General features: G+C 56.2%; 22 protein-coding genes. 12 read left to right on the forward strand and 10 right to left on the reverse strand.

Going from position 1 to position 23,630, the window contains the following annotated elements:
- Positions 1 to 4: 4 nt before the first annotated feature.
- Together ACB496_RS10960 and ACB496_RS10965 are read left to right on the forward strand one after the other, a co-directional pair.
- Positions 5 to 2,986 carry a virulence factor SrfB gene (locus ACB496_RS10960; RefSeq protein ID WP_371975197.1) on the forward strand — a complete coding sequence of 994 codons (2,982 nt, stop codon included), beginning with the start codon at positions 5 to 7 and terminating at the stop codon, positions 2,984 to 2,986.
- Positions 2,983 to 5,157, forward strand: a complete 2,175-nt coding sequence (locus ACB496_RS10965; RefSeq protein WP_371975198.1) for a virulence factor SrfC family protein — start codon at positions 2,983 to 2,985, stop codon at positions 5,155 to 5,157. The genes ACB496_RS10960 and ACB496_RS10965 overlap by 4 nt, the downstream gene beginning before the upstream one ends.
- Before the next feature lie 31 nt (positions 5,158 to 5,188).
- Here ACB496_RS10965 and ACB496_RS10970 read toward each other — a convergent pair whose 3' ends face one another.
- Both ACB496_RS10970 and ACB496_RS10975 read right to left on the reverse strand, forming a co-directional pair.
- Positions 5,189 to 5,947, reverse strand: a complete 759-nt coding sequence (locus ACB496_RS10970; protein ID WP_371975199.1) for an alpha/beta fold hydrolase — start codon at positions 5,945 to 5,947, stop codon at positions 5,189 to 5,191.
- Between the two features lie 85 nt (positions 5,948 to 6,032).
- Positions 6,033 to 6,206 (reverse strand): GhoT/OrtT family toxin, encoded by a 174-nt coding sequence (locus ACB496_RS10975; protein WP_095284283.1) that lies wholly within the window; start codon positions 6,204 to 6,206, stop codon positions 6,033 to 6,035.
- A 250-nt stretch (positions 6,207 to 6,456) separates the two neighbouring features.
- Between ACB496_RS10975 and ACB496_RS10980 the strand changes: the two genes are divergently transcribed.
- Genes ACB496_RS10980 through ACB496_RS10990 form a run of 3 tightly spaced genes read left to right on the forward strand, consistent with a single transcriptional unit; the run spans position 6,457 to position 7,352 of the window.
- A complete protein-coding gene (locus ACB496_RS10980; protein ID WP_100780036.1) occupies positions 6,457 to 6,783 on the forward strand; it encodes a DUF1971 domain-containing protein in 327 nt (108 codons plus the stop codon).
- Between the two features lie 28 nt (positions 6,784 to 6,811).
- A complete protein-coding gene (locus tag ACB496_RS10985) occupies positions 6,812 to 7,165 on the forward strand; it encodes a DUF1971 domain-containing protein (RefSeq protein ID WP_231275678.1) in 354 nt (117 codons plus the stop codon).
- A gap of 4 nt (positions 7,166 to 7,169) precedes the next feature.
- The gene (locus tag ACB496_RS10990) at positions 7,170 to 7,352 is read left to right on the forward strand and encodes a DUF1869 domain-containing protein (RefSeq protein WP_095282123.1); all 183 of its coding nucleotides are present in this window, start codon (positions 7,170 to 7,172) and stop codon (positions 7,350 to 7,352) included.
- Positions 7,353 to 7,432: 80 nt separating this feature from the next.
- Here ACB496_RS10990 and patD read toward each other — a convergent pair whose 3' ends face one another.
- The 7 genes from patD to ACB496_RS11025 form a co-directional block, all read right to left on the reverse strand.
- Positions 7,433 to 8,857 carry an aminobutyraldehyde dehydrogenase gene (gene patD, locus ACB496_RS10995; protein ID WP_312154029.1) on the reverse strand — a complete coding sequence of 475 codons (1,425 nt, stop codon included), beginning with the start codon at positions 8,855 to 8,857 and terminating at the stop codon, positions 7,433 to 7,435.
- A gap of 24 nt (positions 8,858 to 8,881) precedes the next feature.
- Positions 8,882 to 9,688 (reverse strand): ABC transporter permease, encoded by an 807-nt coding sequence (locus ACB496_RS11000; RefSeq protein WP_371975200.1) that lies wholly within the window; start codon positions 9,686 to 9,688, stop codon positions 8,882 to 8,884.
- Positions 9,678 to 10,616: an ABC transporter permease gene (locus tag ACB496_RS11005; protein WP_369804784.1), complete on the reverse strand. Its 939-nt coding sequence runs from the start codon at positions 10,614 to 10,616 to the stop codon at positions 9,678 to 9,680. Before ACB496_RS11005 ends, ACB496_RS11000 begins: the two co-directional genes overlap by 11 nt.
- A 7-nt stretch (positions 10,617 to 10,623) precedes the next feature.
- Entirely contained in the window at positions 10,624 to 11,637 is a 1,014-nt protein-coding gene (locus ACB496_RS11010; RefSeq protein ID WP_100780031.1) for an ABC transporter ATP-binding protein, read from the reverse strand.
- 17 nt (positions 11,638 to 11,654) lie between these two features.
- On the reverse strand, positions 11,655 to 12,800 hold the full coding sequence (gene ydcS / locus ACB496_RS11015; RefSeq protein WP_181826403.1) for a putative ABC transporter substrate-binding protein YdcS: 1,146 nt from the start codon (positions 12,798 to 12,800) through the stop codon (positions 11,655 to 11,657).
- A 293-nt stretch (positions 12,801 to 13,093) separates the two neighbouring features.
- Positions 13,094 to 14,503 carry a PLP-dependent aminotransferase family protein gene (locus ACB496_RS11020; protein WP_100780029.1) on the reverse strand — a complete coding sequence of 470 codons (1,410 nt, stop codon included), beginning with the start codon at positions 14,501 to 14,503 and terminating at the stop codon, positions 13,094 to 13,096.
- 81 nt (positions 14,504 to 14,584) lie between these two features.
- Positions 14,585 to 14,776, reverse strand: a complete 192-nt coding sequence (locus ACB496_RS11025) for a cold-shock protein (protein ID WP_100780028.1) — start codon at positions 14,774 to 14,776, stop codon at positions 14,585 to 14,587.
- Between the two features lie 434 nt (positions 14,777 to 15,210).
- Between ACB496_RS11025 and ACB496_RS11030 the strand changes: the two genes are divergently transcribed.
- The 4 genes from ACB496_RS11030 to hslJ all read left to right on the forward strand — a co-directional run bounded on the left by ACB496_RS11030 (position 15,211) and on the right by hslJ (position 18,297).
- Positions 15,211 to 16,617, forward strand: a complete 1,407-nt coding sequence (locus ACB496_RS11030) for a cytochrome ubiquinol oxidase subunit I (protein ID WP_129035230.1) — start codon at positions 15,211 to 15,213, stop codon at positions 16,615 to 16,617.
- Positions 16,617 to 17,627 (forward strand): cytochrome d ubiquinol oxidase subunit II, encoded by a 1,011-nt coding sequence (cydB, locus tag ACB496_RS11035; protein ID WP_371972502.1) that lies wholly within the window; start codon positions 16,617 to 16,619, stop codon positions 17,625 to 17,627. Before ACB496_RS11030 ends, cydB begins: the two co-directional genes overlap by 1 nt.
- A complete protein-coding gene (locus tag ACB496_RS11040; protein ID WP_107703485.1) occupies positions 17,627 to 17,755 on the forward strand; it encodes a DUF2474 domain-containing protein in 129 nt (42 codons plus the stop codon). The genes cydB and ACB496_RS11040 overlap by 1 nt, the downstream gene beginning before the upstream one ends.
- A 128-nt stretch (positions 17,756 to 17,883) precedes the next feature.
- On the forward strand, positions 17,884 to 18,297 hold the full coding sequence (gene hslJ / locus ACB496_RS11045; RefSeq protein ID WP_371972503.1) for a heat shock protein HslJ: 414 nt from the start codon (positions 17,884 to 17,886) through the stop codon (positions 18,295 to 18,297).
- On the opposite strand, the gene ACB496_RS11050 is transcribed toward hslJ, so the two are convergent.
- A complete protein-coding gene (locus ACB496_RS11050; RefSeq protein ID WP_100780875.1) occupies positions 18,298 to 18,564 on the reverse strand; it encodes a DUF333 domain-containing protein in 267 nt (88 codons plus the stop codon).
- Between the two features lie 268 nt (positions 18,565 to 18,832).
- Here ACB496_RS11050 and nifJ point away from each other — a divergent pair, with 268 nt between their 5' ends.
- From nifJ to ACB496_RS11065, 3 genes are all read left to right on the forward strand, one after another.
- The gene (gene nifJ / locus ACB496_RS11055) at positions 18,833 to 22,357 is read left to right on the forward strand and encodes a pyruvate:ferredoxin (flavodoxin) oxidoreductase (RefSeq protein ID WP_319418366.1); all 3,525 of its coding nucleotides are present in this window, start codon (positions 18,833 to 18,835) and stop codon (positions 22,355 to 22,357) included.
- A 286-nt stretch (positions 22,358 to 22,643) separates the two neighbouring features.
- Positions 22,644 to 22,856, forward strand: a complete 213-nt coding sequence (locus tag ACB496_RS11060) for a KTSC domain-containing protein (RefSeq protein ID WP_100780022.1) — start codon at positions 22,644 to 22,646, stop codon at positions 22,854 to 22,856.
- A gap of 287 nt (positions 22,857 to 23,143) precedes the next feature.
- Positions 23,144 to 23,413, forward strand: a complete 270-nt coding sequence (locus tag ACB496_RS11065; RefSeq protein ID WP_102103816.1) for a hypothetical protein — start codon at positions 23,144 to 23,146, stop codon at positions 23,411 to 23,413.
- Positions 23,414 to 23,630: the final 217 nt, after the last annotated feature.

Raw genomic sequence — 23,630 nt, forward strand, 5'->3', positions numbered from 1 at the left:
TCCTATGCTGGTAAATCTTTGCGACTACAAACAAAGCGTCACGCTGATTGCGAACAGCGGCGTACAGTTTCTTGATTTTGGCCTGACCCCACAGGACACGGCAAGTCTGGGCCGTTTCGTGCGTAAAACTGCCAATGGCCCTTTGCTGCGCCTCAATTACGATCTGGTCAATGGCCGCTACACCCTGCCCGCTGCACGCGGCGGTCAGCCTGAAGTGGTGAAACCGGAAAGCACGTTTACCCTGCATCAGTCCATGGCGGTGCTGGATGGCGTCTGGCTTCCGGTGCCTTTTTTACGCTTTAATCCGCCGCGTACCTTTGTCGACGGCCCAGATAACTGGGCGCGCGCACAGGTGCGTAAGCTTGAGACGCCGGACAGCGCGGGTAACACTCACCGTGTGACCTTCGCGCTCGACAGCCAGATAGCCGATCACGCCACGCCGGGCCTGTCACCGGTCGAAAACGATATTCTGAACGGCACCCGGTTCGCGCTGGCCTGGCGCGACGACGAGGTCCTGAGTTTTCTCGATCAGACCTGGATTGACGGCTGGCTGCGGGAGGCATTCAGCGGCTACGCCACCAGCGTCGAAAACCGCTCCGAGCGCGACCTGCACCAGGCGATGCGCGGCTTTGAATATCAGGCCCACTGGCTCAACCTGATGACTATGCTGGGCGAGCAGATCGCCGTTCCGGAAGTGAAATTTGTTACTCACACCCTGAGTACGCCCGCCATTCCGGTCGATCTTATCCTCGATGTCGGCAACACCCACACCTGCGGCGTGATCATTGAAGATCACGGCGATGCCAATGACGGCTTACGCCAGACCGCCGAACTGCAGGTGCGCTCCTTAAGCGAACCGCAGTTCCTGAATGAGCCGCTGTTTACTAGCCGCCTTGAGTTTTCTGAAGCCCGCTTTGGCAAGCAGCACTTCTCCGTTGAAAGTGGCCGCGAAGATGCGTTTGTCTGGCCTTCAATCGTGCGCGTGGGCGATGAAGCGCGCAAACTGGCGATGCAGCGTCTGGGCACTGAGGGCAACAGCGGGATCTCCAGCCCGCGTCGCTATCTGTGGGATGAAACCCCGACGGTTCAGGACTGGCGCTTTAGCAGCATGAATGCCAAAACTCAGCGCGAACCGCTGGCAACCGCCTTCCCGCTGATGAACCTGATGAACGATGACGGGCAGCCGCTGTTCACCCTGCCGCCGGATGAACGTCTGCCGGTCTTCTCGCCGCAGTACAGCCGCAGCACGCTGATGACGCACATGCTGTGCGAACTCCTCGCTCAGGCTCTCGGCCAGATCAACAGCGTCGCCACGCGTCTGCGTTTGGGCTTCCCCGCCTCGCCACGCCAGTTGCGTACCCTGATCCTGACCCTGCCCTCCGCCATGCCTAAACAGGAGCGCGAAATTTTCCGCCGCCGCATGTTTGAAGCCATCGCCATCGTCTGGAAAGCGATGGGCTGGCACCCGCAGGATGACGATTTTGCCAGCCGCAATCAGCAGGATAAGAGCGTGGTCCCGGTTCCCGCTATTCAGATGGAGTGGGACGAAGCCAGCTGCGGACAGCTCGTGTGGCTGTACAACGAAGCCATTTCCCATTTCGGCGGCCAGACAGAAGCGTTCTTCGCCTCTCTCGCCCGTCCGGACCGCGAAGTGGAGCCAGGCGCACAGCCTGGGCGCTCGCTGCGCGTGGCCTCCATCGATATTGGCGGTGGCACTACTGATATGGCAATTACCCACTATCAGCTGGATGACGGCTCTGGCAACAACGTCAAAATCACCCCGCAGCTGTTGTTCCGCGAAGGATTTAAAGTCGCGGGCGACGACACGCTGCTGGATGTGATCCAGCGCTACGTCCTGCCCGCCCTGCAAATGCAGCTGCAAAAATCCGGTATCGCCGATGCTTCTCTGCTGATGGCTTCGCTGTTTGGCGACTCCGGGCGCATTGATACTCAGGCAGTGCTGCGCCAGCAGACGGCGTTGCAGCTGTTTATGCCGATTGGGCACGGGATCCTCGCCGCCTGGGAAAGCAGCGATATCGACGATCCGCTGGCGGGTTTACACGCCACCTTCGGCGATTTGCTAAAACAGCAGCCGACCCGTAACGTGATGAACTATCTGCAACAGGCAATCGACCACGCGCTGCCCGCCGGTTCGGCACCGTTTGATCTGTTTGCGGTTCCGCTGCATGTGAACTTCCAGGAAATGCAGGACGCGATGCTGGCGGGCCAGTTTACGCTGGCCGCTCCGCTGCATGCCGTGTGCGAAGCGATTTCCCATTATGCCTGCGATATTTTGCTGATCACCGGGCGCCCTGGCTGTCTGCCTGGGGTGCAGGCGCTGATTCGCCACCTGCAGCCGGTGCAGGTCAACCGCATCGTCTGGCTGGATAAATACCGCGTACATGAGTGGTATCCGTTTAGCCAGCAGGGCCGTATCGGTAATCCAAAATCTACGGCTGCCGTCGGCGCGATGCTGTGCAGCCTCGCCCTGGACCTGCGTTTGCCGCGCTTTAATTTCAAAGCTGCCGACATCGGTGCCTACTCCACCGTGCGTTATCTCGGCGTGCTGGATAATACGGTCAACACGCTGCGCGAAGAGAACGTCTGGTATCAGGACATCGACCTCGATAAGCCGGGCGCGAAGCTGGATGCGCGACTGCACTTCCCGCTACGCGGTAACGTGACGCTCGGCTTCCGTCAGTTGGCTAACGCCCGCTGGCCCGCCACTCCGCTCTATACGCTGAGCATTAACTCAGCAGAGCTGGCAAAAGCCATCGCCGGAGACGGCGTGCTGAACGTTCGCTTGCAGCTGCGCGGCGGAACGAAACACGAAGGCCCGGAGTCGTTTGAGCTGAGCGACGCCTGGCTCCAGGACGGGACACCGGTGCCGCCTGACGCCTTAACGTTTAAACTGAATACCCTGGCCGACCGCCGCCATAGCGGAAGCCACTACTGGATCGACAGCGGGAGCGTATATCTCAAATGACAGCGATGACTGCCACCTCTCAGGCTTTAATCGAGTGGATCAACGACACGCGTCTGCATGCCCCGATGCTGGATAACGATGCTGACGCCCTGCTGGCCCGCCTCACCTGCGCGCAGGCACGCGGACAGGCGCTTGACCGCGCCCTGACCGGACACAGCAGCATTGGCCTTTACGGCCATTCGCAGGCAGCCAAAGCGCATCTGCTGGCGTCACTGTGCGGCAGCGGAAATGGTCGGCTGGATGTTTCTCCCGGCCAGCGCACCTTTGACTATTTTTCCCATATCAACCCCGGCCACGCCCTGACCAACATGGCCGTGCGTTTCACGCCGCGCTCCAGCGATGCCAGCGACGATGCCTTCCCGCTGCGCCTGAGCCTGGTCACGGAAGCCGAGCTGGTCCAGCTGTTTATTGCGCGTACCACGCTGCACACGCTGATTCGCCCGGTAGAAAAATCGGTGATTGAAGCGCGTGTCGAAAAATGGCGTGCCCTGCGCCAGCCGCAAGGTGTTCCGGGAATCACCGCCCAGGAAGTGGCGACCATTGCCCGCTACTGGCGCAGCACCGTTCCCGCGTCTGAACAGCAGATGGACGATAGCCTGTGGCATCAGTTCGCGCAGCTGATCCCCTCCCTCGATTTAAGCACTCGCGCCGGCGTCTGGTCACTGCTGTGGGGTGAGCAGCAGGAACTGACCCAACAGTGGCTGAAACTGGCCCACGTGCTGCATCAGACCAGCCACGCCCGCCAGCTGGCGGCACCGCTGAGTTTGCTGGTCGATAATTTCGGCCTACCCAGCGAAGGGTTCCTCACTCGCGCAGAGTTCACCGCGCCGGACGCACAGGAAGCCGTGCTGCACCCGCTGAATAATGGCGAGATGTTGAATGCCATTAGCATTCCCGTCGACGTGCTGGCATTCCTGACACGCGAACTGGTCCTGCCCGCTGAAAACGGTGTGCTGGATAACGTCGATATCATTGATATTCCCGCGCCATCGGAGACCGATCTCTCGCCGCTTGCAGAAGCCAAATGCACATGGCTGCTGGAACATTATCGCCAGCAGATGCAGCCCGACGTGCTGGTGATTTGCAACGCTACCGCCCGCCACGAGCAAACGGCAAAAACGGCAAAAACCTTGCTGAACTGGGTGAAAGATACCCAGACGACGGAAGAGTCCGCCCTGCCTGGCCTGGTATGGGCCATTACGCCGCACGACGCGCGTTTCCTCACCAAACAGAATCTGGATGAGGCGGTGCAGCACCTGCTCGGCAAACCGGGCCAGCGCTGGGGAACGTTACAGGCTCTCGACACGCACAGCATGCAGCGCGTGGTGGAGTGGCTGTCGCAGGCAACGCTTGCCACACAACGCCAGTCTCGCCTGCAAGCGCTGAAGAACGCCCAGCAACGCGAGCTTCGTGCGTTGATGCAAAGCTATCTCGCGCCAATGGCCGTTGAGCCTGATGCACAACGCACTCAGGCTGAAGCGATGGTGCGCACGCTACAATCCAGCGCGGCTCGCCATGGCGAGTTGCTTGAAGGGCTGCTGCCACCGCTGAAAGCCTTCGAAACGCTGCTTACCGTTCAGCAGCCCCGCGAAGAGCAGGTTAACGGTTTGTTCACCGACGCCATTGATCTCTTTGCCGACAACGCTAGCGAAGGCCATGAGGTCTTCCAGACCAAAGATAAAGCGCGTCTGGCGCATCGTGTCTGGATCAACCATCTGCGCCAGTGGAGCCGTAACGAAGCCGCCGCGAACAGGCTGGGGCTGGACGTTGCTGCACTCCCCCAGATTGCCGATACGCTGGTGATCAGCAGCTATCGCCTGAATCTGCCGCAACAGTTACAGCGCATCGTAGAAGCCGATAAAAGCAGTGCCGCACAGCTGCATGCGGCCATCGGTAACTTCATCGGCTGGCTGGGCTACGCTGAAACACCTGCGGCGACGCGTCCGGCAAGCCGCGTGCGTAAAGGCCAGGCCATCTTCGTGACGCCTGTCGTCAGCAGCGCAACGCCAAGACTGACTCAACTGGGTGAGCAGCCAGTTCACGCCGCCACGGTGTACGTGTACGACTGGCTGGTCGCGCTTTATACCCGCGCGATTGAGAATATTGGCTATCAGCACCCGCATGATATCCAGCCAGCCGCACGTCAGGCGTTACAATCGATATTGCGTTAACCCTAAGGACAGCCTGCAAAGGCGCGGGCTGTCACTCTTCTGAGACACAATCCGAAAGCGCGCGCGCCAGCGCGGAAGGATTTTCCCACGACATGGAATGCCCGGCGGCAGGGATCACCAGAATTCGGACACCCTGCTGACACATCTCTTCGGCCTCGGCATCTGGCAGCGAGAGTTCGCCAAACAGCAGCGTGACCGGACATTTCAGCGCCAGAAAGCGTGCGCTCCAGTCAGGGGTAACGCCCGCAACCAGAGACGCGGCACCGCGCCAGACGGCATAAGGTGCATTGCTGCGCAGACACCCCGCCCACGCTGACGCTTCGGCGGCAAGCATAGTGTGATAGCCAGTTTCAATAAATGAGGCCTCACTCTGCGCGGCAATCGCGCGGCTGAACATGCCCCCTCCTGCATGAAAGTTGGGTTCAGAGACAATCAGCCCGCGAATGCGGTTTTCGGTAAGACCGGCGGTTTCGATAGCGATGCTGCCGCCCATGCTGTGGCCATACAGCCAGAATGCGTCAATATTGAGATGGTTCAGTAGTTCGACAACGACCTTCGCCTGATCGCTGGTGCGATAGAGAAAGTGTTCAGGTTTGTCGCTATAGCCACTGCCGGGAAGGTCGATAAGAATGGCCCGACGCGCACCAAACTGCGGGTCGCAGACGACGCGGGGATATTCATACGAAGAGGCGCAGCCGAGGCCGTGAATAAAGACCACGGGATCGCCAGAACCAGGGAGGTCCTGCCAGCGCACATTGCAGCAGGCTTGCTGCGAGTAAAAACTGTTCATAAGCACTCCTTTGTCGACACACTGTGTATTTATACAGTCACTCGTAGCGGAATGCTATTTTGTCTTTAAATTTTGGAAGCGTGCTTCAGAAAAGCGAGATCAACAGTGCCACAGGAAAGCTCATCGGCCAGGTCGACCCCACCAGAAACGCGCTCAGAAACCGAATGCGTTTACGGTCTTTCGACAGGAACCAGGTAATCAGGGCGCAAATCGCTGCCATGACTGCGTAAAACACCAACATTTTTTGATAAAGCGTCATTCTGTGCACTCGATCGATAAAATAACCGCGCGCAATATGCGTCATATATTGATACAGATCAAGTTTTAATGTTACAGGTTAACCACTAAAATCACATGGTTAATAACAATGAAGTATTTCGACGACGTTAATTCCCCGCCAGATTTACCCCTTTTCCTACCCCTTTAAAGTTGCATCCTATATGCACATTTTGCACAATGATTGTGCCCGAAAAGTGGTGTAATAACAGCAGGCTTTAGAGGGAGAAACTATGTTACGCATTCCGCAGAGTTGTATTCATACCCGTTCCACCCCTTTCTGGAACAAGGACACCGCCCCTGCTGGCATTTTCCAGCGCCATCTTGATAAAGGCACGCGACCGGGCGTTTATCCCCGTTTGTCGGTAAGTCAGGGAGCGATACGTTACTTAGGTTATGCCGACGAGTTCACGCCGGTCCCTGACAGCGAACTCATCATCAAGGCTGGCCATTTCGGCGTGTTTCCGCCTGAAAAATGGCATCACATTGAAACGATGACTGACGATACGATTTTTAACGTCGATTTCTTTGTTGAACCGGAAGTTTTGAAATCTCTTTGAGCATTTAAACGCCCGTAAGGAACTTATTATGCTACGTATTCCTGAAAATTTTGTTCACACCCGCGCCACTCCATTCTGGAACAAAGACTCCGCACCTAAGGCCCTGTTCACGCATCACAACACCAAAGCGGGCGTGTATGGCCGCCTGTCTGTTATGCAGGGCGCGGTGAAATATTTTGGATTCCCGGATGCGCAAGCCACTGAACCCGATCTTGAACTGATTATCGAAGCGGGTTCTTTTGGCATTTCGCCACCGCAAAAATGGCACCGCATTGAGCTTCTTACCGACGATACCTACTTCAGTATTGATTTCTTCGCCGATCCGCAGGCAAATCTTGAAGGCGCGGGCCTGGGAAAAGTCGTTAATACACATAAGGGGTAAGAAGATGGGCAAGGCAACGTATACCGTCACCGTCACGAATAACAGCAACGGCGTGTCGGTCGATTACGAGACACAGGCCCCAATGGAGCTGTTAATTCCCGATGTCGCAGCCGATGTGGTGAAAGATTTGGTCAATACCGTGCGCGCGTATGACACGGAAAATGAGCATGATGTCTGTGGCTGGTAGACACTGCCGGGTGGCGGTGACGCCTGACCCGGCAACGATTTTAGCCCGGTAAGCGCAGCGCTACCGGGCGTTAAACAGCGCTAGTGTTTAATCATGACGTGCCTGACCACGGTGTAATCCTCCAGGCCATACACCGACATATCTTTGCCGTAACCGGATAGTTTCATGCCGCCGTGCGGCATTTCGCTGACCAGCATGAAATGGGTATTCACCCAGGTACAGCCGTATTGCAGCTGAGCGCTGAGTCGATGCGCGCGGCCCACGTCTTTCGTCCACACCGATGACGCCAGACCATACTGCGAGTCATTGGCCCAGGCCAGAACTTCCTCTTCATCGCTGAATTCCGTCATGCTGACCACCGGGCCAAACACTTCGCGCTGGACGATGGCGTCCTCCTGTTTTGCTCCCGCCAGCAGCGTGGGCTGGAAGTAATACCCTGCGCCGTCCACTTTATTGCCCCCGGTCACCACGGTGACGTGTCCAAGCGCTTTGGCTGCATCCACTGCCTGGCAGACCCGCGCCAGATGCGCAGCAGAACTGAGCGGCCCCAGTTCGGTGGATTCATCATCCGGCGCGCCGGTTTTCAGCGTGGCCACCGCCGCACCGAGCTTTTCGACCAGAGCGTTGTAAATGCCTTTTTGCGCGTATATCCGACATGCGGCGGTACAGTCCTGGCCCGCGTTATAGAAACCGAAGGTCCGCACGCCCTCGACAACCGCGTCGAGGTCAGCATCGTCAAAGACGATGACAGGCGCTTTACCGCCCAGCTCCATGTGGGTGCGTTTAATCGACGATGCCGTGTGGCCGATTATGTGCTCGCCGGTGGCAATCGATCCGGTCAGGGAGACCATGCGCACTTTTTCATGCCCCGTCAGCGGGTCGCCAACGGTTTTGCCGCGACCGAACAATACATTTAATACCCCTGCCGGGAAGATCTCTTTCGCCAGTTCCCCCAGTTTGAGTGCGGTCAGCGGCGTGATTTCAGAAGGTTTGATCACCACGCAGTTTCCGGCGGCCAGCGCCGGAGCCAGCTTCCACGCCGCCATCATCAGGGGATAGTTCCACGGCGCGATGGACGCCACCACGCCCACCGGATCGCGGCGAATCATGGAGGTATGGCCGTCGAGGTACTCTCCCGCCGCCAGTCCATTTAGCGTACGAGCGGCACCTGCAAAGAAACGGAACACATCCACGACTGCGGGGATTTCGTCGTTGATGACACAGTGCAGCGGCTTGCCGCAGTTTTGCGATTCGAGGCGCGCGAATGTGTCGGCATGTTCCTCAATCATATCGGCCAGTTTCAGCAGGCACTCTGAGCGCGCTTTGGGCGTGGTTCGGCCCCATTCCGAAAAGGCGCGGTCGGCGGCTCGCACGGCAGCGTCGACCTGTGCGGCAGACGCTTCGGCGATCTCCAGCAGAACCTCGCCCGTGGCAGGATTGTAAACCGGCTGGTTTTCGCCTTCGCCGGTGACCAGTTCACCATTAATCAGCAGTTGAGTTTGCATAGCATTGTCCTGTTGAAATCAACGTTATTTCCCGCTTTCGACCACGTTTTCGTTGTCGCGGGTTAGCCACCAGGCCCCCAGAATCGGAATGGTCGTTACCAGCATCACCAGCAGCGCAACCACGTTAGTGACGGGCACATCACGCGGGCGTCCAAGCTGATTGAGTAACCACAGCGGTAACGTACGCTCATGTCCCGCCGTAAATGTCGTGACGATGATTTCGTCGAACGACAGTGCAAACGCCAGCATTCCCCCCGCCAGCAGTGCAGAGCTTAAATTCGGCAGCACGACGTAGCGGAAGGTTTGCCAGCCGTCGGCACCTAAATCCATCGACGCTTCGACCAGGCTCCATGAGGTGCGCCGGAAGCGAGCGATGACGTTGTTGAACACCACCACCACGCAGAAGGTCGCGTGACCGGTAACGATGGTGAAAAAGCCCGGCTCGAGATTGATGGTTTTAAACGCCGTCAGCAGCGCCAGACCGGTGATGATGCCCGGAAGCGCAATCGGTAGCAGAAGCAGCAGCGAGATGGCGTTTTTGCCGAAAAAATCGCTGCGCCAGAGTGCCGCCGCCGCCAGCGTCCCCAGCACCAGCGCAATGGCCGTCGAGAGCGACGCGATCTGAAGTGACAACGTCACCGAATCGATAATGTCGCTTCTTGATGCCGCCACGCTAAACCACTTCAGGGTCAGCCCTTTCGGCGGGAAGCTGAACGCCGCATCTTCCGTATTAAAAGCATAGATGGCGATAATCAGAAGTGGGAAGTGAAGGAAGATCACCCCGCCCCAGGCCGCCAGTTTCAGGAACACGTTCGCGCGTTCAGAGTGCATCGAACGCTCCCAGACGTTTCACGAACGCCAGATAGAGTGAGATAAGGACAATCGGCACTAAGGTGAACGCCGCCGCCATCGGCATGTTGCCGATCGCCCCCTGCTGCGCATAGACCATGTTGCCAATGAAATAACCCGGCGGACCGACCAGCTGCGGCACGATAAAATCGCCCAGCGTTAGCGAGAAGGTAAAAATCGAACCGGCCGCAATGCCAGGAATAGCCAGCGGCAGTACCACGTAGCGGAAAGTCTGGCGCGGGCGCGCGCCCAGATCGGCTGACGCCTGTAACAGCGAGGGCGGCAGGCGTTCCAGCGCCGCCTGTACGGGCAGGATCATAAACGGCAGCCAGATATAGACAAAGACGAGGAAGCGCCCCAGGCCGGACGTCGACAGCGTGTTACCGCCAATTGCGGGCAGCGTCAGCACTGACATCAGCAGCGGCTCCAGCCCCATATAGCCGAGAAACCACTGCGCGACGCCATCTTTTGCCAGCAACAGCGTCCACGCGTAGGCCTTAACGATGTAGCTCGCCCACATCGGCAGCATCACCGCGATATAGAAAAAAGCTTTCCATTTACCACGCGTGTAGCGCGCCATGTACCACGCCATCGGAAAGGCCAGAATCGCGCTGGCAATCGTGACGGCAATGGCCATCAACAAGGTGCGCAGGATGATGTCGTAATTGGCAGGGTTGAAAAGCGCCAGTATGTTCGCAAAGGTCAGATCCGGCGTCACCGACATGGTGAAATCGTCGAAGGTGTAGAAACCTTGCCACAGCAGGGTCAGCAGCGAGCCGAGATAGACAATCCCGAACCACATCAGCGGCCCAAGCAGAAGCAGGAACAGCCCGAGCGACGGTTTGCGCCAGAGCAGCGTCGTGATCCGACTGACCGGGCCACGGGAGGACGGTGCAGGCGAAACGCTCATGTCCATCTCACCTTTCCTCATGCAGCGGCACCATTGCCTCGCGCGACCAGGAGGCCAGCACCTGCTGCCCTGGGGCAACATCTACAGGGATATTCGCGCCGCTCAGATTGGCCTGGCTCACCAGCAATTTTGCACCATCGGCGAGACGCAGCTCAAACCGCGTTGCCGCGCCCTGATATTGCACCGCCTGCACCACGCCCTGTACCTGAACGTCGCCGCTCTGATTGAGGCGAATATGTTCCGGGCGCAGCGAATAAATTCCTTCCATGCCGCAAACCTGTTTTGCAACGGCGGCATCAAACACGTTGGAAGTGCCGACAAAGCTGGCGACGAACGGCGTGCGCGGGCGCATATAAAGCTCGCGCGGCGTATCGACCTGTTCAATTCGCCCGTTGTTAAACACGGCGACACGATCGGACATCGACAGCGCTTCGCCCTGATCGTGGGTAACGAAAATAAAGGTGATCCCCAGCTCCTGCTGCAGTTTTTTCAGCTCGAACTGCATCTGCTCGCGCAGTTTCAGATCCAGCGCACCGAGCGGTTCGTCAAGCAAGAGCACACGCGGCTCATTGACCAGCGCGCGGGCGATAGCCACACGCTGGCGCTGCCCGCCGGAAAGCTGAGAGGGCTTACGCTTTTCTGCAAACCCTAACCCCACTTTCTCCAGCGCATCACGCGCCTGCGCCTGGCGTTTCTTTTTATCGACGCCTTTCACCATCAGACCGTAGGCGACGTTTTCAATGATCGACATATGCGGGAACAGGGCGTAATCCTGGAACACGGTGTTCACATCGCGCTCCCACGGCGGTAGCTCGCTGGCCTCTTTGCCGAAGATTTTGATCGCCCCGCCGCTCAACTGCTCGAACCCGGCAATCAGGCGCAGACAGGTGGTTTTGCCGGAGCCAGAAGGCCCCAGCATGGAGAAAAATTCGCCGTCACGAATGCCAATGGTGACACCGTCCACCGCCCGTACGTCGCCGTACAAACGGGAGACGTCGTTAAACTCAACTGCGTACGTCATGGTCTGCTCCCGGGCGATTAACGGCCACCCATGATGGCGATGTAATCCTGCGTCCAGCGGCTGTACGGGACATATTTTCCGCCTTCTGCAATCGGGGTTTTCCAGAACATGATTTTGTCGAATTCGTTATAGCCGTTGGTTTCGCAGCCTTTTTCGCCGAGCAGCGTGCTGGCTTTACAGCCTTCAGCCACCACCGGCAGAGAGCCAAACCACGCCGCCAGATCGCCCTGCAGTTTTGGTGTCAGCGACCAGTTCATCCACTTGTAGGCGCACATCGGATGTTTGGCTTCGGCGTGGAGCATGGTGGTGTCTGCCCAACCGGTTACCCCCTCTTTCGGGAAGACCGTGGCGATGGGCTGGTTTTCCCCTTTCAGGGCGTTAGCCTGATAAGGCCATGCGCTTGACGCCACCACGCCTTCGTTTTTGAAGTCGCTCATCTGAACGGTGGTGTCGTGCCAGTAACGGTGAATAAGCGCGTGCTGGTCACGCAGCACTTTCAGTACGGCTGCGTATTGCGCTTCGGTGAGCTGGTACGGGTCAGTAATGCCGAGCTGCGGCTGCGTGGCTTTGACGAACAGCGCGGCATCAGCAATGTAAATCGGGCCATCGTAGGCCTGCACACGGCCTTTGTTGGTTTTGCCGTCCGGGAGATTTTGCTCTTTAAAGACCACAGCCCAGCTGTCCGGCGGTGTTGGGAAGGTTTTCGTGTTGTACATCAGCAGGTTGGGTCCCCACTGATACGGCGTGCCGTAGACTTTGCCGCCAACGTTGAACCATTCGCCTTTCACGATGCGCGAATCAAGGGTTTTCCAGTTGGGGATCAGATCCGGGTTAATGGGCTGAACGCGTTTCCCCATAATCAAACGTAACGAGGCATCGCCGGAAGCGGTGACCAGATCATAGCCCCCTTTAGCCATCAGGCTGACCATCTCATCGGAGGTGGCTGCCGTTTTGACGTTCACCGCACAGCCGGTCTCTTTTTCAAACTGGGTGACCCAGTCGTAATTTTTATCCGTCTGGCCGCGTTCAATGTATCCCGGCCAGGCGATGATATCCAGCCTTCCCTCGCCTTTACCGATCTCTTTCGGCGGCTCTGCGGCTTGCGCGGTCATGATGGTCATGCCGAGCGCGCACAGGCTGCTGCGGGCAAATTTTTTGCTCATTTGATTTACTCCTGTCGCAATGAAATTTGGCGGCAGCCGTGCCGTAAAAATATCTCCCTTAATAAACGTAGACTGCGCAAATGCGCCGCACCCTGCGGGCTTTGGAAATTTCATCAGGTTGTGACAGAGGGCGCATTCCCTGTTAAGTGGATTATAGACAAGGAGTTAGCGGCGAGCGGCGGTATGCAGATTTCCTATGACTGACATCCGGGAATAAACCTGGTGCCGGTCACAGGATAAGCATTGTTTATTTATACGAGGATATTACGCCTGCGGTAAATAAGCCTTTTCGCTTATTTCAGCATGACGCTTATTAATTTCGCCAGCTGGATTACAGCCTGTTCTTCTCGCTCACCCCACGCCCAGGAGGTATTAAAGCGAAAGAACGGCGTCCAGACGTCGGAAGTAGAAAACATTTTGCCCGGCGCGATGCTGATATGGTGTGCCAGCGCCTGCTCACTGAGCAGCCCGGCGTCCAGCTGTGCAGGCAGTTCCAGCCACAAAAAGTAGCCGCTGTCGTTGTGGTGAATTTTCACTTCCGCCGGCAGATGGCGCATTAGCGATTGCCACGCCTGCTGCTTACGCTCGGCCAGTGTACGGCGCAGGCGGCGAAGATGGGCGTCATAGCGTTTGGTGGCGAGATAATCCACAAGAGCAAGCTGCATCGGGGAGCTGGTCGAAAGGGTGCTCATCAATTGTAATTGCTGGATGCGGCGCGCATGTTTGCCCGCAGCGACCCAGCCGATACGAAAACCGGCAACCAGACATTTCGAGAAGGATGAGCAGTGCAGTGTCATATCCTGGCGGTCCCAGGCTTTTGCGGGCAGCGGTTTTTCGCGCCCAAAATAGAGCTCACTGTAGACGTCATCTTCGATCAAGGTGACGTTATGTTTCGTCAGCAGCGCCACCAAATGGGCTTTTTTCTCGGCGCTGAGGGTAAAGCCCAATGGATTTTGGCTGTTAGTCATCAGCCAGCAGGCTTTCACCGGATAGTCGTTCAGCGCCTGCTCGAGGGCGTTGAGATCGATCCCTTCGCGCACGTCGGTGGCGATCGACAGCGCCTTGAGCTTTAACCTTTCCAGCGCCTGAAGTGCACCGTAGAAACAGGGGTTTTCGACAATCACCCAGTCACCGGGTTCGGTCACGGCCTGGAGACTCAGGTTGAGGGCTTCCAGCGCACCGGCGGTGATCACAATCTCTTCCGGCGAAATATTCATCCCCTGCTGCGCGTAGCGACGGGCGATGGCGTGGCGGAGATCGACGTTACCCGGCGGCAGGTTTTCAATCACGCTCATGGCGGTTGCGGTTTTGCTGACATTGGCAAGGGAGCGGTTCAACTGTTGAAGCGGGAAAAGCCGCGGGTCGGGGAATGCGGAGGCAAATGGTAAAACAGAGGGGTCGCGGCTGGCCTGCAGGACATCAAAAATATAGGTATTGATATCGACCACTTCGTCGCGCATCACCTGCGCCGGTGGCGCAGGCTGCTGCTTTATCGGGCGTGGAGCAACGTAGTATCCCGACTGTGGGCGAGCAACGATTCGCCCCTGACTTTCCAGCGTTTGATAAGCATGACCGACGGTCATGAAACTCATGCCGCTGCTGGCAACTTGCTCACGCAACGACGGTAGTTTATCTCCCGGCAACCACACGCCAAGTTCGATTTGCGAAATGATTTGCTGCGCCAGGCGCTGGTATTTTTTCATCGTTCTCTCCTTGCTTCACACCATAGTATATCAGCAGGAGAAAATTGGCAGTTTTAATGAACTGTTATAGCTTATGCGGTGTTATGACGGACGATGACTGAGGTGTGCACGCTCAGATGGCGCGGACGTTGCCAGATGGTCAAAGGTCATCATGGACGATTTGCAGAAAATGCATTTCGCACCGTGTGGGTTTTTTTCAGACACATCAAAAACGGATGTGCGGTATTGCGAGCCATGACAGCATGGGCAGCGAAAATGGATATAAGAAACCATATGTATCTCCAGAACACGTAAAAACGTGAATAACAAATTGGGCCTTTCAAGGCAATGATGGTCTGAGACAAAACTAATCGGAGTGTCAGAGTGTAAAGAGAAGACCCAAGAGGCTGCGGAGAGGCACAACGTGATGAGAAATGCTTTGAAACGACGTCAGATATTTTTTTGGGTATCAAACCGAGGAGCCATTAACGCATGACTGAGAGAACAAAACAACCCCTTTAATGAAGAAAAATCATAAAAATAAAATTCTTATGCTCTGAACGTTTAACGGCCTTATGCGTTAGTCGCGCTTAACTGTTCACTATATCAGATGACTAAAGCCCATCTATTTCGCAAACTGTTATACATAAATTTCAAATTTCTGCCTCTGATAGTTCGATTCCGCCCCCTATACCATAACACCACACCGATTGACATTGAGGCTGTGCATGTTTGGTTTAGATGCTTTTCATCTGGCGCGGATACAGTTTGCCTTTACCGTATCCTTCCACATTATTTTCCCGGCGATCACCATTGGTCTCGCCAGCTATCTGGCGGTGCTGGAAGGGCTTTGGCTGAAGACCAAAAAACCCGTCTGGCGCTCGCTGTACCATTTCTGGTCCAAAATTTTCGCCGTCAACTTTGGCATGGGCGTGGTGTCCGGGCTGGTGATGGCCTACCAGTTCGGGACCAACTGGAGCGGATTTTCGCAGTTCGCGGGGAGTATTACCGGCCCGCTGCTGACCTACGAAGTGCTGACCGCCTTCTTCCTCGAAGCCGGTTTCCTCGGGGTGATGCTGTTTGGCTGGAACAAAGTTGGGCCGGGGCTGCACTTCTTTTCCACCTGCATGGTGGCGCTGGGCACCATTATTTCGACCTTCTGGATCCTGGCGTCCAACAGCTGGATGCAGACCCCTCAGGGGTATGAGATCGTCAACGGCGTAGTGGTCCCGGTCGACTGGTTCGCGGTGGTGTTTAACCCCTCTTTCCCCTACCGCCTGTTCCATATGTCCATTGCGGCATTCCTGAGCAGCGCCCTGTTTGTGGGTGCATCTGCGGCCTGGCATCTTCTGCGCGGTAACAACACGCCCGCTATTCGTCACATGTTCTCCATGGCGCTGTGGATGACGCTGATTGTTGCGCCAATTCAGGCGATGGTCGGTGATATGCACGGCCTGAATACATTAAAACATCAGCCCGCCAAAATTGCGGCGATTGAAGGCCACTGGGAAAATCCACCCGGTGAACCGACACCGTTGTTGTTATTTGGCTGGCCAGATATGGAGCAAGAGCGCACCCGCTATGGGCTGGAAATCCCGGCGCTCGGCAGCCTGATTCTGACGCACAGTCTGGATAAACAGGTGCCAGCGCTGAAAGATTTCCCGAAAGAGGATCGTCCGAATTCGACCATCGTCTTCTGGTCATTCCGCATCATGGCGGGGCTGGGAATGCTGATGCTGCTGTTAGGCGTTGTCGCCGTCTGGCTGCGCTACAGGCAGCGCGTTTATACCTCGCGTCCTTTCCTGTGGTTCGCTCTGCTGATGGGACCGTCCGGCCTGATCGCCATCCTTGCCGGTTGGGTCACCACCGAAGTGGGTCGTCAGCCATGGGTCGTTTATGGTCTGCAACGCACGTCGGATGCGGTATCTGCCCATGGCGATCTGCATATGAGCGTAAGTCTGTTGGCCTTTATTGTCGTCTATACCTCGGTGTTCGGCGTTGGATACAGCTACATGGTGCGGCTTATCAAAAAAGGTCCGCAGGAACACGAATCCTTCCCGACCGAAAACGATGGCCGTCCGGCTCGCCCGCTCTCTGCCGCCAGCACTGAATTTGTGATTAAGGAGAAACCATAATGGGCATCGATCTTTCCATTATCTGGTTTGTGATTATCGTCTTCGCCACGCTGATGTATATCGTCATGGACGGCTTTGATTTAGGCATCGGCATTCTGTTTCCGACCACCCGAGACGCAGACGATCGCGACGTGATGGTTAACAGCGTGGCCCCCGTCTGGGACGGGAATGAAACCTGGCTGGTACTCGGGGGCGCCGCGCTTTTCGGTGCGTTTCCGCTGGCTTACGCCGTGATTATCGATGCCCTCACCATCCCACTCACGTTGATGCTGATCGGCCTGATTTTCCGCGGCGTGGCCTTTGAATTTCGTTTTAAAGCGACGCCCGCTCACCGGCCTTTCTGGGACAAAGCTTTTATTGGCGGCTCAATTCTTGCCACCTTCAGCCAGGGCGTGGTGGTTGGTGCGGTGATTAACGGTTTTTCGGTGACCGAGCGCGCCTACAGCGGCGGGCCATTTGACTGGTTTACGCTATTTAACCTGTTCTGTGGCGTGGGTCTGACAGTGGCGTACGCCCTGCTCGGCGCGACCTGGCTTGTGATGAAAAGTGAAAATCCGCTTCAGGGGAAAATGCGCGGGGTATCTAAAAAGCTGCTGCTGACGCTGTTGGCGGTCATCGCGGTCATCAGCCTGTGGACGCCGCTGGCGCACCCGGCAATCGCCGAGCGCTGGTTTACCTTGCCCAATCTGTGGTTCCTGCTGCCGGTGCCTTTGCTGGTCGTCGTACTGAGCGGTTGGGCATGGAAAAAACTGAACGATAGCGACAGCCACAATGCACCGTTTGTTCTGACGTTAGGACTGATTTTCCTCGGATTTAGCGGGCTTGGGATCAGCATCTGGCCGTACATTATTCCGCCGTCCATCACACTCTGGCAGGCCGCGGCCCCGCCACAAAGCCAGGGCTTTATGCTGGTCGGCGCCCTGCTGATCATCCCGATTATTCTGGTCTATACGTTCTGGAGCTACTACGTGTTTCGCGGAAAAGTGCAACATGGGGAGGGGTATCACTGATGCAACAGCCGGTCTGGAAACGCCTGATGTGGTTAGTCATTATTTGGGGAGGCAGCGTGCTGGCACTGGCTGCTGTGGGGATGTTCTTCCGCATCCTGATGACTGCCGCAGGCTTTAAATCGCACTAACGTTTTGATAGCCGGGTGTATATCCCTGCCCGGCTTTCGGCACTTTCAGATAAACACCCATGACAAACGGGAGGGTATCGTTAAAGATATTCACATATATTTATCGGATTTATAGTTTGAGAAGCAATATGAAAAAGCTCGTGGCGTTAAGCCTGGTGACCCTGGCGCTGGCAGGTTGTGTTAATCCCGGAAAGGCGTCTGTTCAGGCAGGCCAACTCGAAGGGCACCGTTTTGTGCTGGAGAGCGTAAACGGCGCGGCGGTCAAACCCACCGCGGTGCCACCGGAAATGCGCTTTGGCGAGAAAATGGCTGTTTCCGGCGTGATGTGTAACCGCTTTAGCGGCGAAGGCAAATTGTCGGAAGGCGAGCTGAAGGTCAAAGCCATGGCGATGACGCGCAAACTCTGCACCGATCCGCAGCTCAACGAGCTGGATGCGACGATAGGCGATATGCTGCGCAAAGGCGCGCAGGTCGATCTGACGGAAAATCAGTTGACGCTGGCGACAGCAGATAAAACGCTGATGTTTAAACGCGCAGACTAATCAGTAATTACCGCATGACCCTACGGCAAGCGACTGCTCACTGCAGCGTTTGCCATTAGGCAACGCACACATCCCGACAGCCGAGCCATCAAGCTGGCGAGCGACAGACAACGATCCGCCCACCATTGCGCAACTGGCCTGCCCGGAGCTGGACATTGCCGCTTTCATTCCCGGTGAAACATGTGCCGCCGTCGCCTGCTGAACCGGCTCATTGCTGCACGCAGACAACAGTAATGCCGCACACCCTACCCAAAACGCTGAACGCATTCTCTCTTCCCCATACAAATTGCGAAACCTAAGCATAATAGGCACCCTGCGCCGCCCCGTCGAGAGCGGAACTGCGTATTTATGCACCTGAGAAACAAATTCTTGCGATTTTTTTGCCTGAAACTTGATCTACACATTGATGCGAAGAATAGCCAGGACACAAAAGCGAAAATCGGAAAGCCTGACCTTTGCTAAAATAGGGATATAACTATCAGGACTCGTCGACGTTTCACGGGTCCCTCTTTTTTGCGCAATGTAAGGGTGTCACATGATCACTATTGACGGTAATGGCGCGGCCGCGTCCGTCGCGTTCCGCACCAGCGAAGTTATCGCCATCTATCCCATTACACCAAGTTCGACCATGGCGGAACAGGCTGATGCCTGGGCGGGCAACGGGCTAAAAAACGTCTGGGGCGATGTTCCCCGGGTCGTCGAGATGCAGTCGGAAGCCGGTGCTATCGGCGCGGTTCACGGCGCACTGCAAACAGGTGCCCTCTCGACGTCGTTCACCTCATCGCAGGGTCTGCTGCTGATGATTCCCACGCTGTACAAGCTCGCCGGGCAGTTAACGCCGTTCGTGTTGCATGTGGCAGCGCGTACCGTTGCCACCCATGCTCTGTCGATTTTCGGTGACCACTCGGATGTGATGGCGGTCCGTCAGACGGGCTGCGCCATGCTGTGTGCCAGTAATGTGCAGGAAGCCCAGGACTTTGCGCTGATTTCCCACATCGCGACGCTAAAAAGCCGGGTGCCGTTTATTCATTTCTTCGATGGTTTCCGCACCTCTCACGAAATTAATAAAATCGTCCCGCTGTCGGACAACACGATTCTGGAGCTGATGCCGCAGGACGAGATCGATGCCCACCGCGCACGCGCGCTGAACCCGGAGCATCCGGTTATTCGCGGCACTTCCGCAAACCCTGACACCTATTTCCAGTCCCGTGAAGCCACCAACCCCTGGTACAATGCGGTTTACGATCACGTTGAGCAGGCGATGAGTGATTTCTCGGCTGCCACCGGGCGTGAATATAAGCCGTTTGAATACTATGGCCACCCGCAGGCCGAGCGCGTTATCGTGCTGATGGGCTCTGCGATTGGCACCTGTGAAGAGGTCGTCGACGAGCTGCTTTCTCGCGGCGAAAAGGTCGGTGTACTGAAAGTACGCCTGTACCGTCCCTTCTCTGCGAAGCATCTGCTGTCCGTGTTGCCGGAAAGCGTCCGTTCCGTTGCGGTACTCGATCGCACCAAAGAGCCGGGCGCGCACGCAGAACCCCTCTATCTGGATGTGATGACGGCCCTGGCCGAAGCCTTCAACAGCGGTGAGCGCGAAACGCTGCCGCGCGTCATCGGCGGACGCTACGGTTTGTCGTCGAAAGAGTTCGGGCCTGACTGCGTGCTGGCAGTGTTTAATGAGCTGAGCGCCGCAAAACCGAAACCGCGCTTTACGGTCGGTATTTATGACGATGTGACTAACCTGTCGCTGCTGCTGCCAGAAAACACCCTGCCGTCGACGTCGAAGCTGGAAGCGCTGTTTTACGGTCTGGGCAGTGACGGTAGCGTCTCTGCCACCAAAAACAATATCAAAATCATCGGTAACTCCACGCCGTGGTATGCCCAGGGCTATTTCGTCTATGACTCCAAAAAGGCGGGCGGCCTGACCGTCTCGCACCTGCGCGTCAGCGAAAAACCGATTCGTTCCGCCTATCTGGTTGAGCAGGCCGATTTTGTTGGCTGTCACCAGCTGCAGTTTATCGACAAATATCAGATGGCCGAACGCCTGAAACCGGGCGGAATTTTCCTGATTAACACGCCGTACAATGCTGACGAAGTGTGGTCGCGACTGCCGCAGGAAGTGCAGGCGGTGCTAAATCAGAAACAAGCCCGTCTGTTTACCGTCAACGCGGCGAAAATTGCCCGTGAATGCGGCCTGGCGGCACGCATTAACACCGTCATGCAGATGGCCTTCTTCCACCTGACGGATATTCTGCCGGGCGACAGCGCGCTGACCGCGTTGCAGGGCGCCATTGCCAAAAGCTACAGCAGCAAAGGGCAGGATCTGGTGGAGCGAAACTGGCAAGCGCTGGCTCTGGCACGAGAGTCTATTTCTGAGATCCCGCTTCAGCCGGTGAATACCGCCAGTGCAAACCGGCCACCAGTGGTGTCTGATGCGGCGCCTGATTTTGTTAAAACCGTGACCGCTGCAATGCTGGCGGGTCTGGGCGATGCCCTGCCCGTCTCCGCCCTGCCGCCGGACGGCACCTGGCCGGTGGGCACTACCCGCTGGGAAAAACGCAACATCGCCGAAGAGATCCCGATCTGGAAGGAAGATCTCTGTACGCAGTGCAACCATTGCGTCGCGGCCTGTCCACACTCCGCCATCCGCGCAAAAGTAGTTTCTCCGGAGGAGATGGAAAATGCCCCTGCCAGCCTGCACTCGCTGGATGTGAAATCCCGCGATATGCGTGGGCAGAAATACGTGCTGCAGGTCGCGCCGGAAGACTGCACAGGCTGTAATCTGTGCGTCGAAGTATGCCCGGCGAAAGATCGCCAGAATCCGGAAATCAAAGCCATCAATATGATGTCGCGCCTGGAACACGTGGAAGAAGAGAAAGTGAATTACGACTTCTTCCTCGGCCTGCCGGAAATCGATCGCAGCAAGCTCGAACGTATCGATATCCGTACCTCCCAGCTGATTACGCCGCTGTTTGAATACTCGGGCGCCTGCTCCGGCTGCGGCGAAACGCCTTACATCAAGCTGCTCACCCAGCTGTACGGCGACCGCATGCTGATCGCGAACGCCACCGGCTGTTCGTCTATCTACGGCGGTAACCTGCCTTCTACGCCTTATACCACCGATGCCAATGGCCGTGGCCCGGCTTGGGCAAACTCTCTGTTTGAAGATAACGCCGAGTTCGGGCTGGGCTTCCGTCTGACGGTCGATCAGCATCGTGCCCGCGTGATGCGTCTGCTGGAACAGTTTGCCGATAAGCTTCCTGCTGAATTAAATGAAGCGCTGCACAGCGACGCCACACCAGAGGTGCGTCGTGAGCAGGTGGCAGAACTGCGTCAGCATCTTCAGGGCGTGGAGGGCGCACAGCAGCTGTTAACCGACGCCGACGCGCTGGTCGAAAAATCGATCTGGCTGATTGGCGGTGACGGCTGGGCGTACGACATTGGTTTCGGCGGGCTGGATCATGTTCTGAGCCTGACGGAAAACGTGAACATTCTGGTGCTCGATACTCAGTGTTATTCCAACACCGGCGGTCAGGCGTCCAAAGCCACCCCGCTGGGTGCCGTCACCAAGTTTGGTGAGCACGGTAAACGCAAAGCGCGTAAAGACCTGGGCGTCAGCATGATGATGTACGGTCATGTGTATGTCGCACAGATTTCGCTTGGCGCGCAGCTTAACCAAACGGTGAAAGCGATACAGGAGGCGGAAGCCTATCCAGGGCCGTCGCTGATCATCGCTTACAGCCCTTGCGAAGAGCACGGTTACGATCTGGCTCTGAGCCACGATCAGATGCGCCAGCTGACAGCGACCGGGTTCTGGCCGCTGTATCGCTTCGATCCGCGTCGTGCCGATGAAGGGAAACTGCCGCTGGCGCTGGACTCACGTCCACCGTCTGATGCGCTGGCAGAAACGTTGATGCAGGAGCAACGCTTCCGTCGTCTCAATGCACAGCAGCCAGAAGTGGCCGAGCAACTGTGGAAGGACGCGGCGGCGGATCTGCAAAAACGCTATGACTTCCTGGCGCAGATGGCAGGAAAAGGCGAGAAATCGACCAGCGAGTGATAAAAAAAAGCCCGGAGCATCAGCTCCGGGCATATCCTGTCAATTCTGGATGATAGCTCAGTAAAACACTCTCAGTGCATTAACGGATGAAGAATCATAAAGGCATATAACGGCTTAAAGTTTACCCTCAACTAACAGGAAAGAATAATTTTTAATTTATATAGTTCAATGAATTACATTCACTGTAATTATTTTTCCACCCCGTGTTACGCGTCACCCACTTGCACGCTCGCCCCTGCTGTTAGATGATAAATCTCCTGTTTTATGCTGTAAGGGACAAATCATCATGGTCCATCATCCTGTAAGGTCTTCACGTATCGCCTCCATTGGCTATGATGAACGCAGCGCCACGCTGGAAATCCGCTTTCTCGATCGTCGGACGCTGCGGTATCAGCAGGTTCCGGTACGTGTCTATAACGATTTTTTGCAGGTCGTGTCAAAAGGTCGCTTTTATGATGGCGTCGTAAAGGGGAAGTTTAAGGAAATCACCGTATACTGAGCCTTATCCCTATCCACGTGAAAGGATTTCTTCCGTGCTTACCCGCTTAACATTGGCTGCTCTGATTTTGCTAACCTGTCTGTGGATGGCATTAATTTTTGATTTCGGCGATATAGTGCGTCATCTCAGTGAATTACTGCAGGCACTGGATGCGGATTAACACGCCTTTTATTGTTGGTTTTAATAGATATCAGACATTGGCTGTCTCTTTCTCCGCTTAGGCTAAAATTGAATGTGTATGCGCACATTCAATTGAACACCGGCCTTCTCGATAATCAGGAGATCAAATGACTGACTTAAACGAACGCGTTGAAACCCTTGAACAGACAATTAATGAACTACAAATAGACCTTCACGCCTCAAAGATTGCCATCACTGTTTTATCCTCGGTAATTAATAACATGAGTGGCAATCCTGGCCTTCTTTCAACTTCATACGAGGAGGAAAAAAGTTCGGCTCCACTGGTTAAGTTCAACCATCCCGAACAGGAAGGATATGAAGATAAGGTTACGGAGAGAGTTTTAGCGCTGCTGGCAAAATCAGGCCAGGTGGGGTAAGCAACGCTGCCCGGCTTTACGAGACTTGCGGGGATAACGCCGTCATTATGCTTCCGCTCATGGTGATGGCCTTAAAACACATGCCCGCGATCCAGCAAATTGATGTGACTTCAGCGCTTACGTTTTATTTATCACTGTCGATAGCCTCTGAGTGATTGTTAATTCAGCCTTTATTATCCCGGCAGAGACTGTCATTTCATCAGAGGTATTTCCCCCT

It is taken from the genome of Lelliottia nimipressuralis (assembly GCF_041464075.1).
GTDB lineage: Bacteria > Pseudomonadota > Gammaproteobacteria > Enterobacterales > Enterobacteriaceae > Enterobacter > Enterobacter nimipressuralis.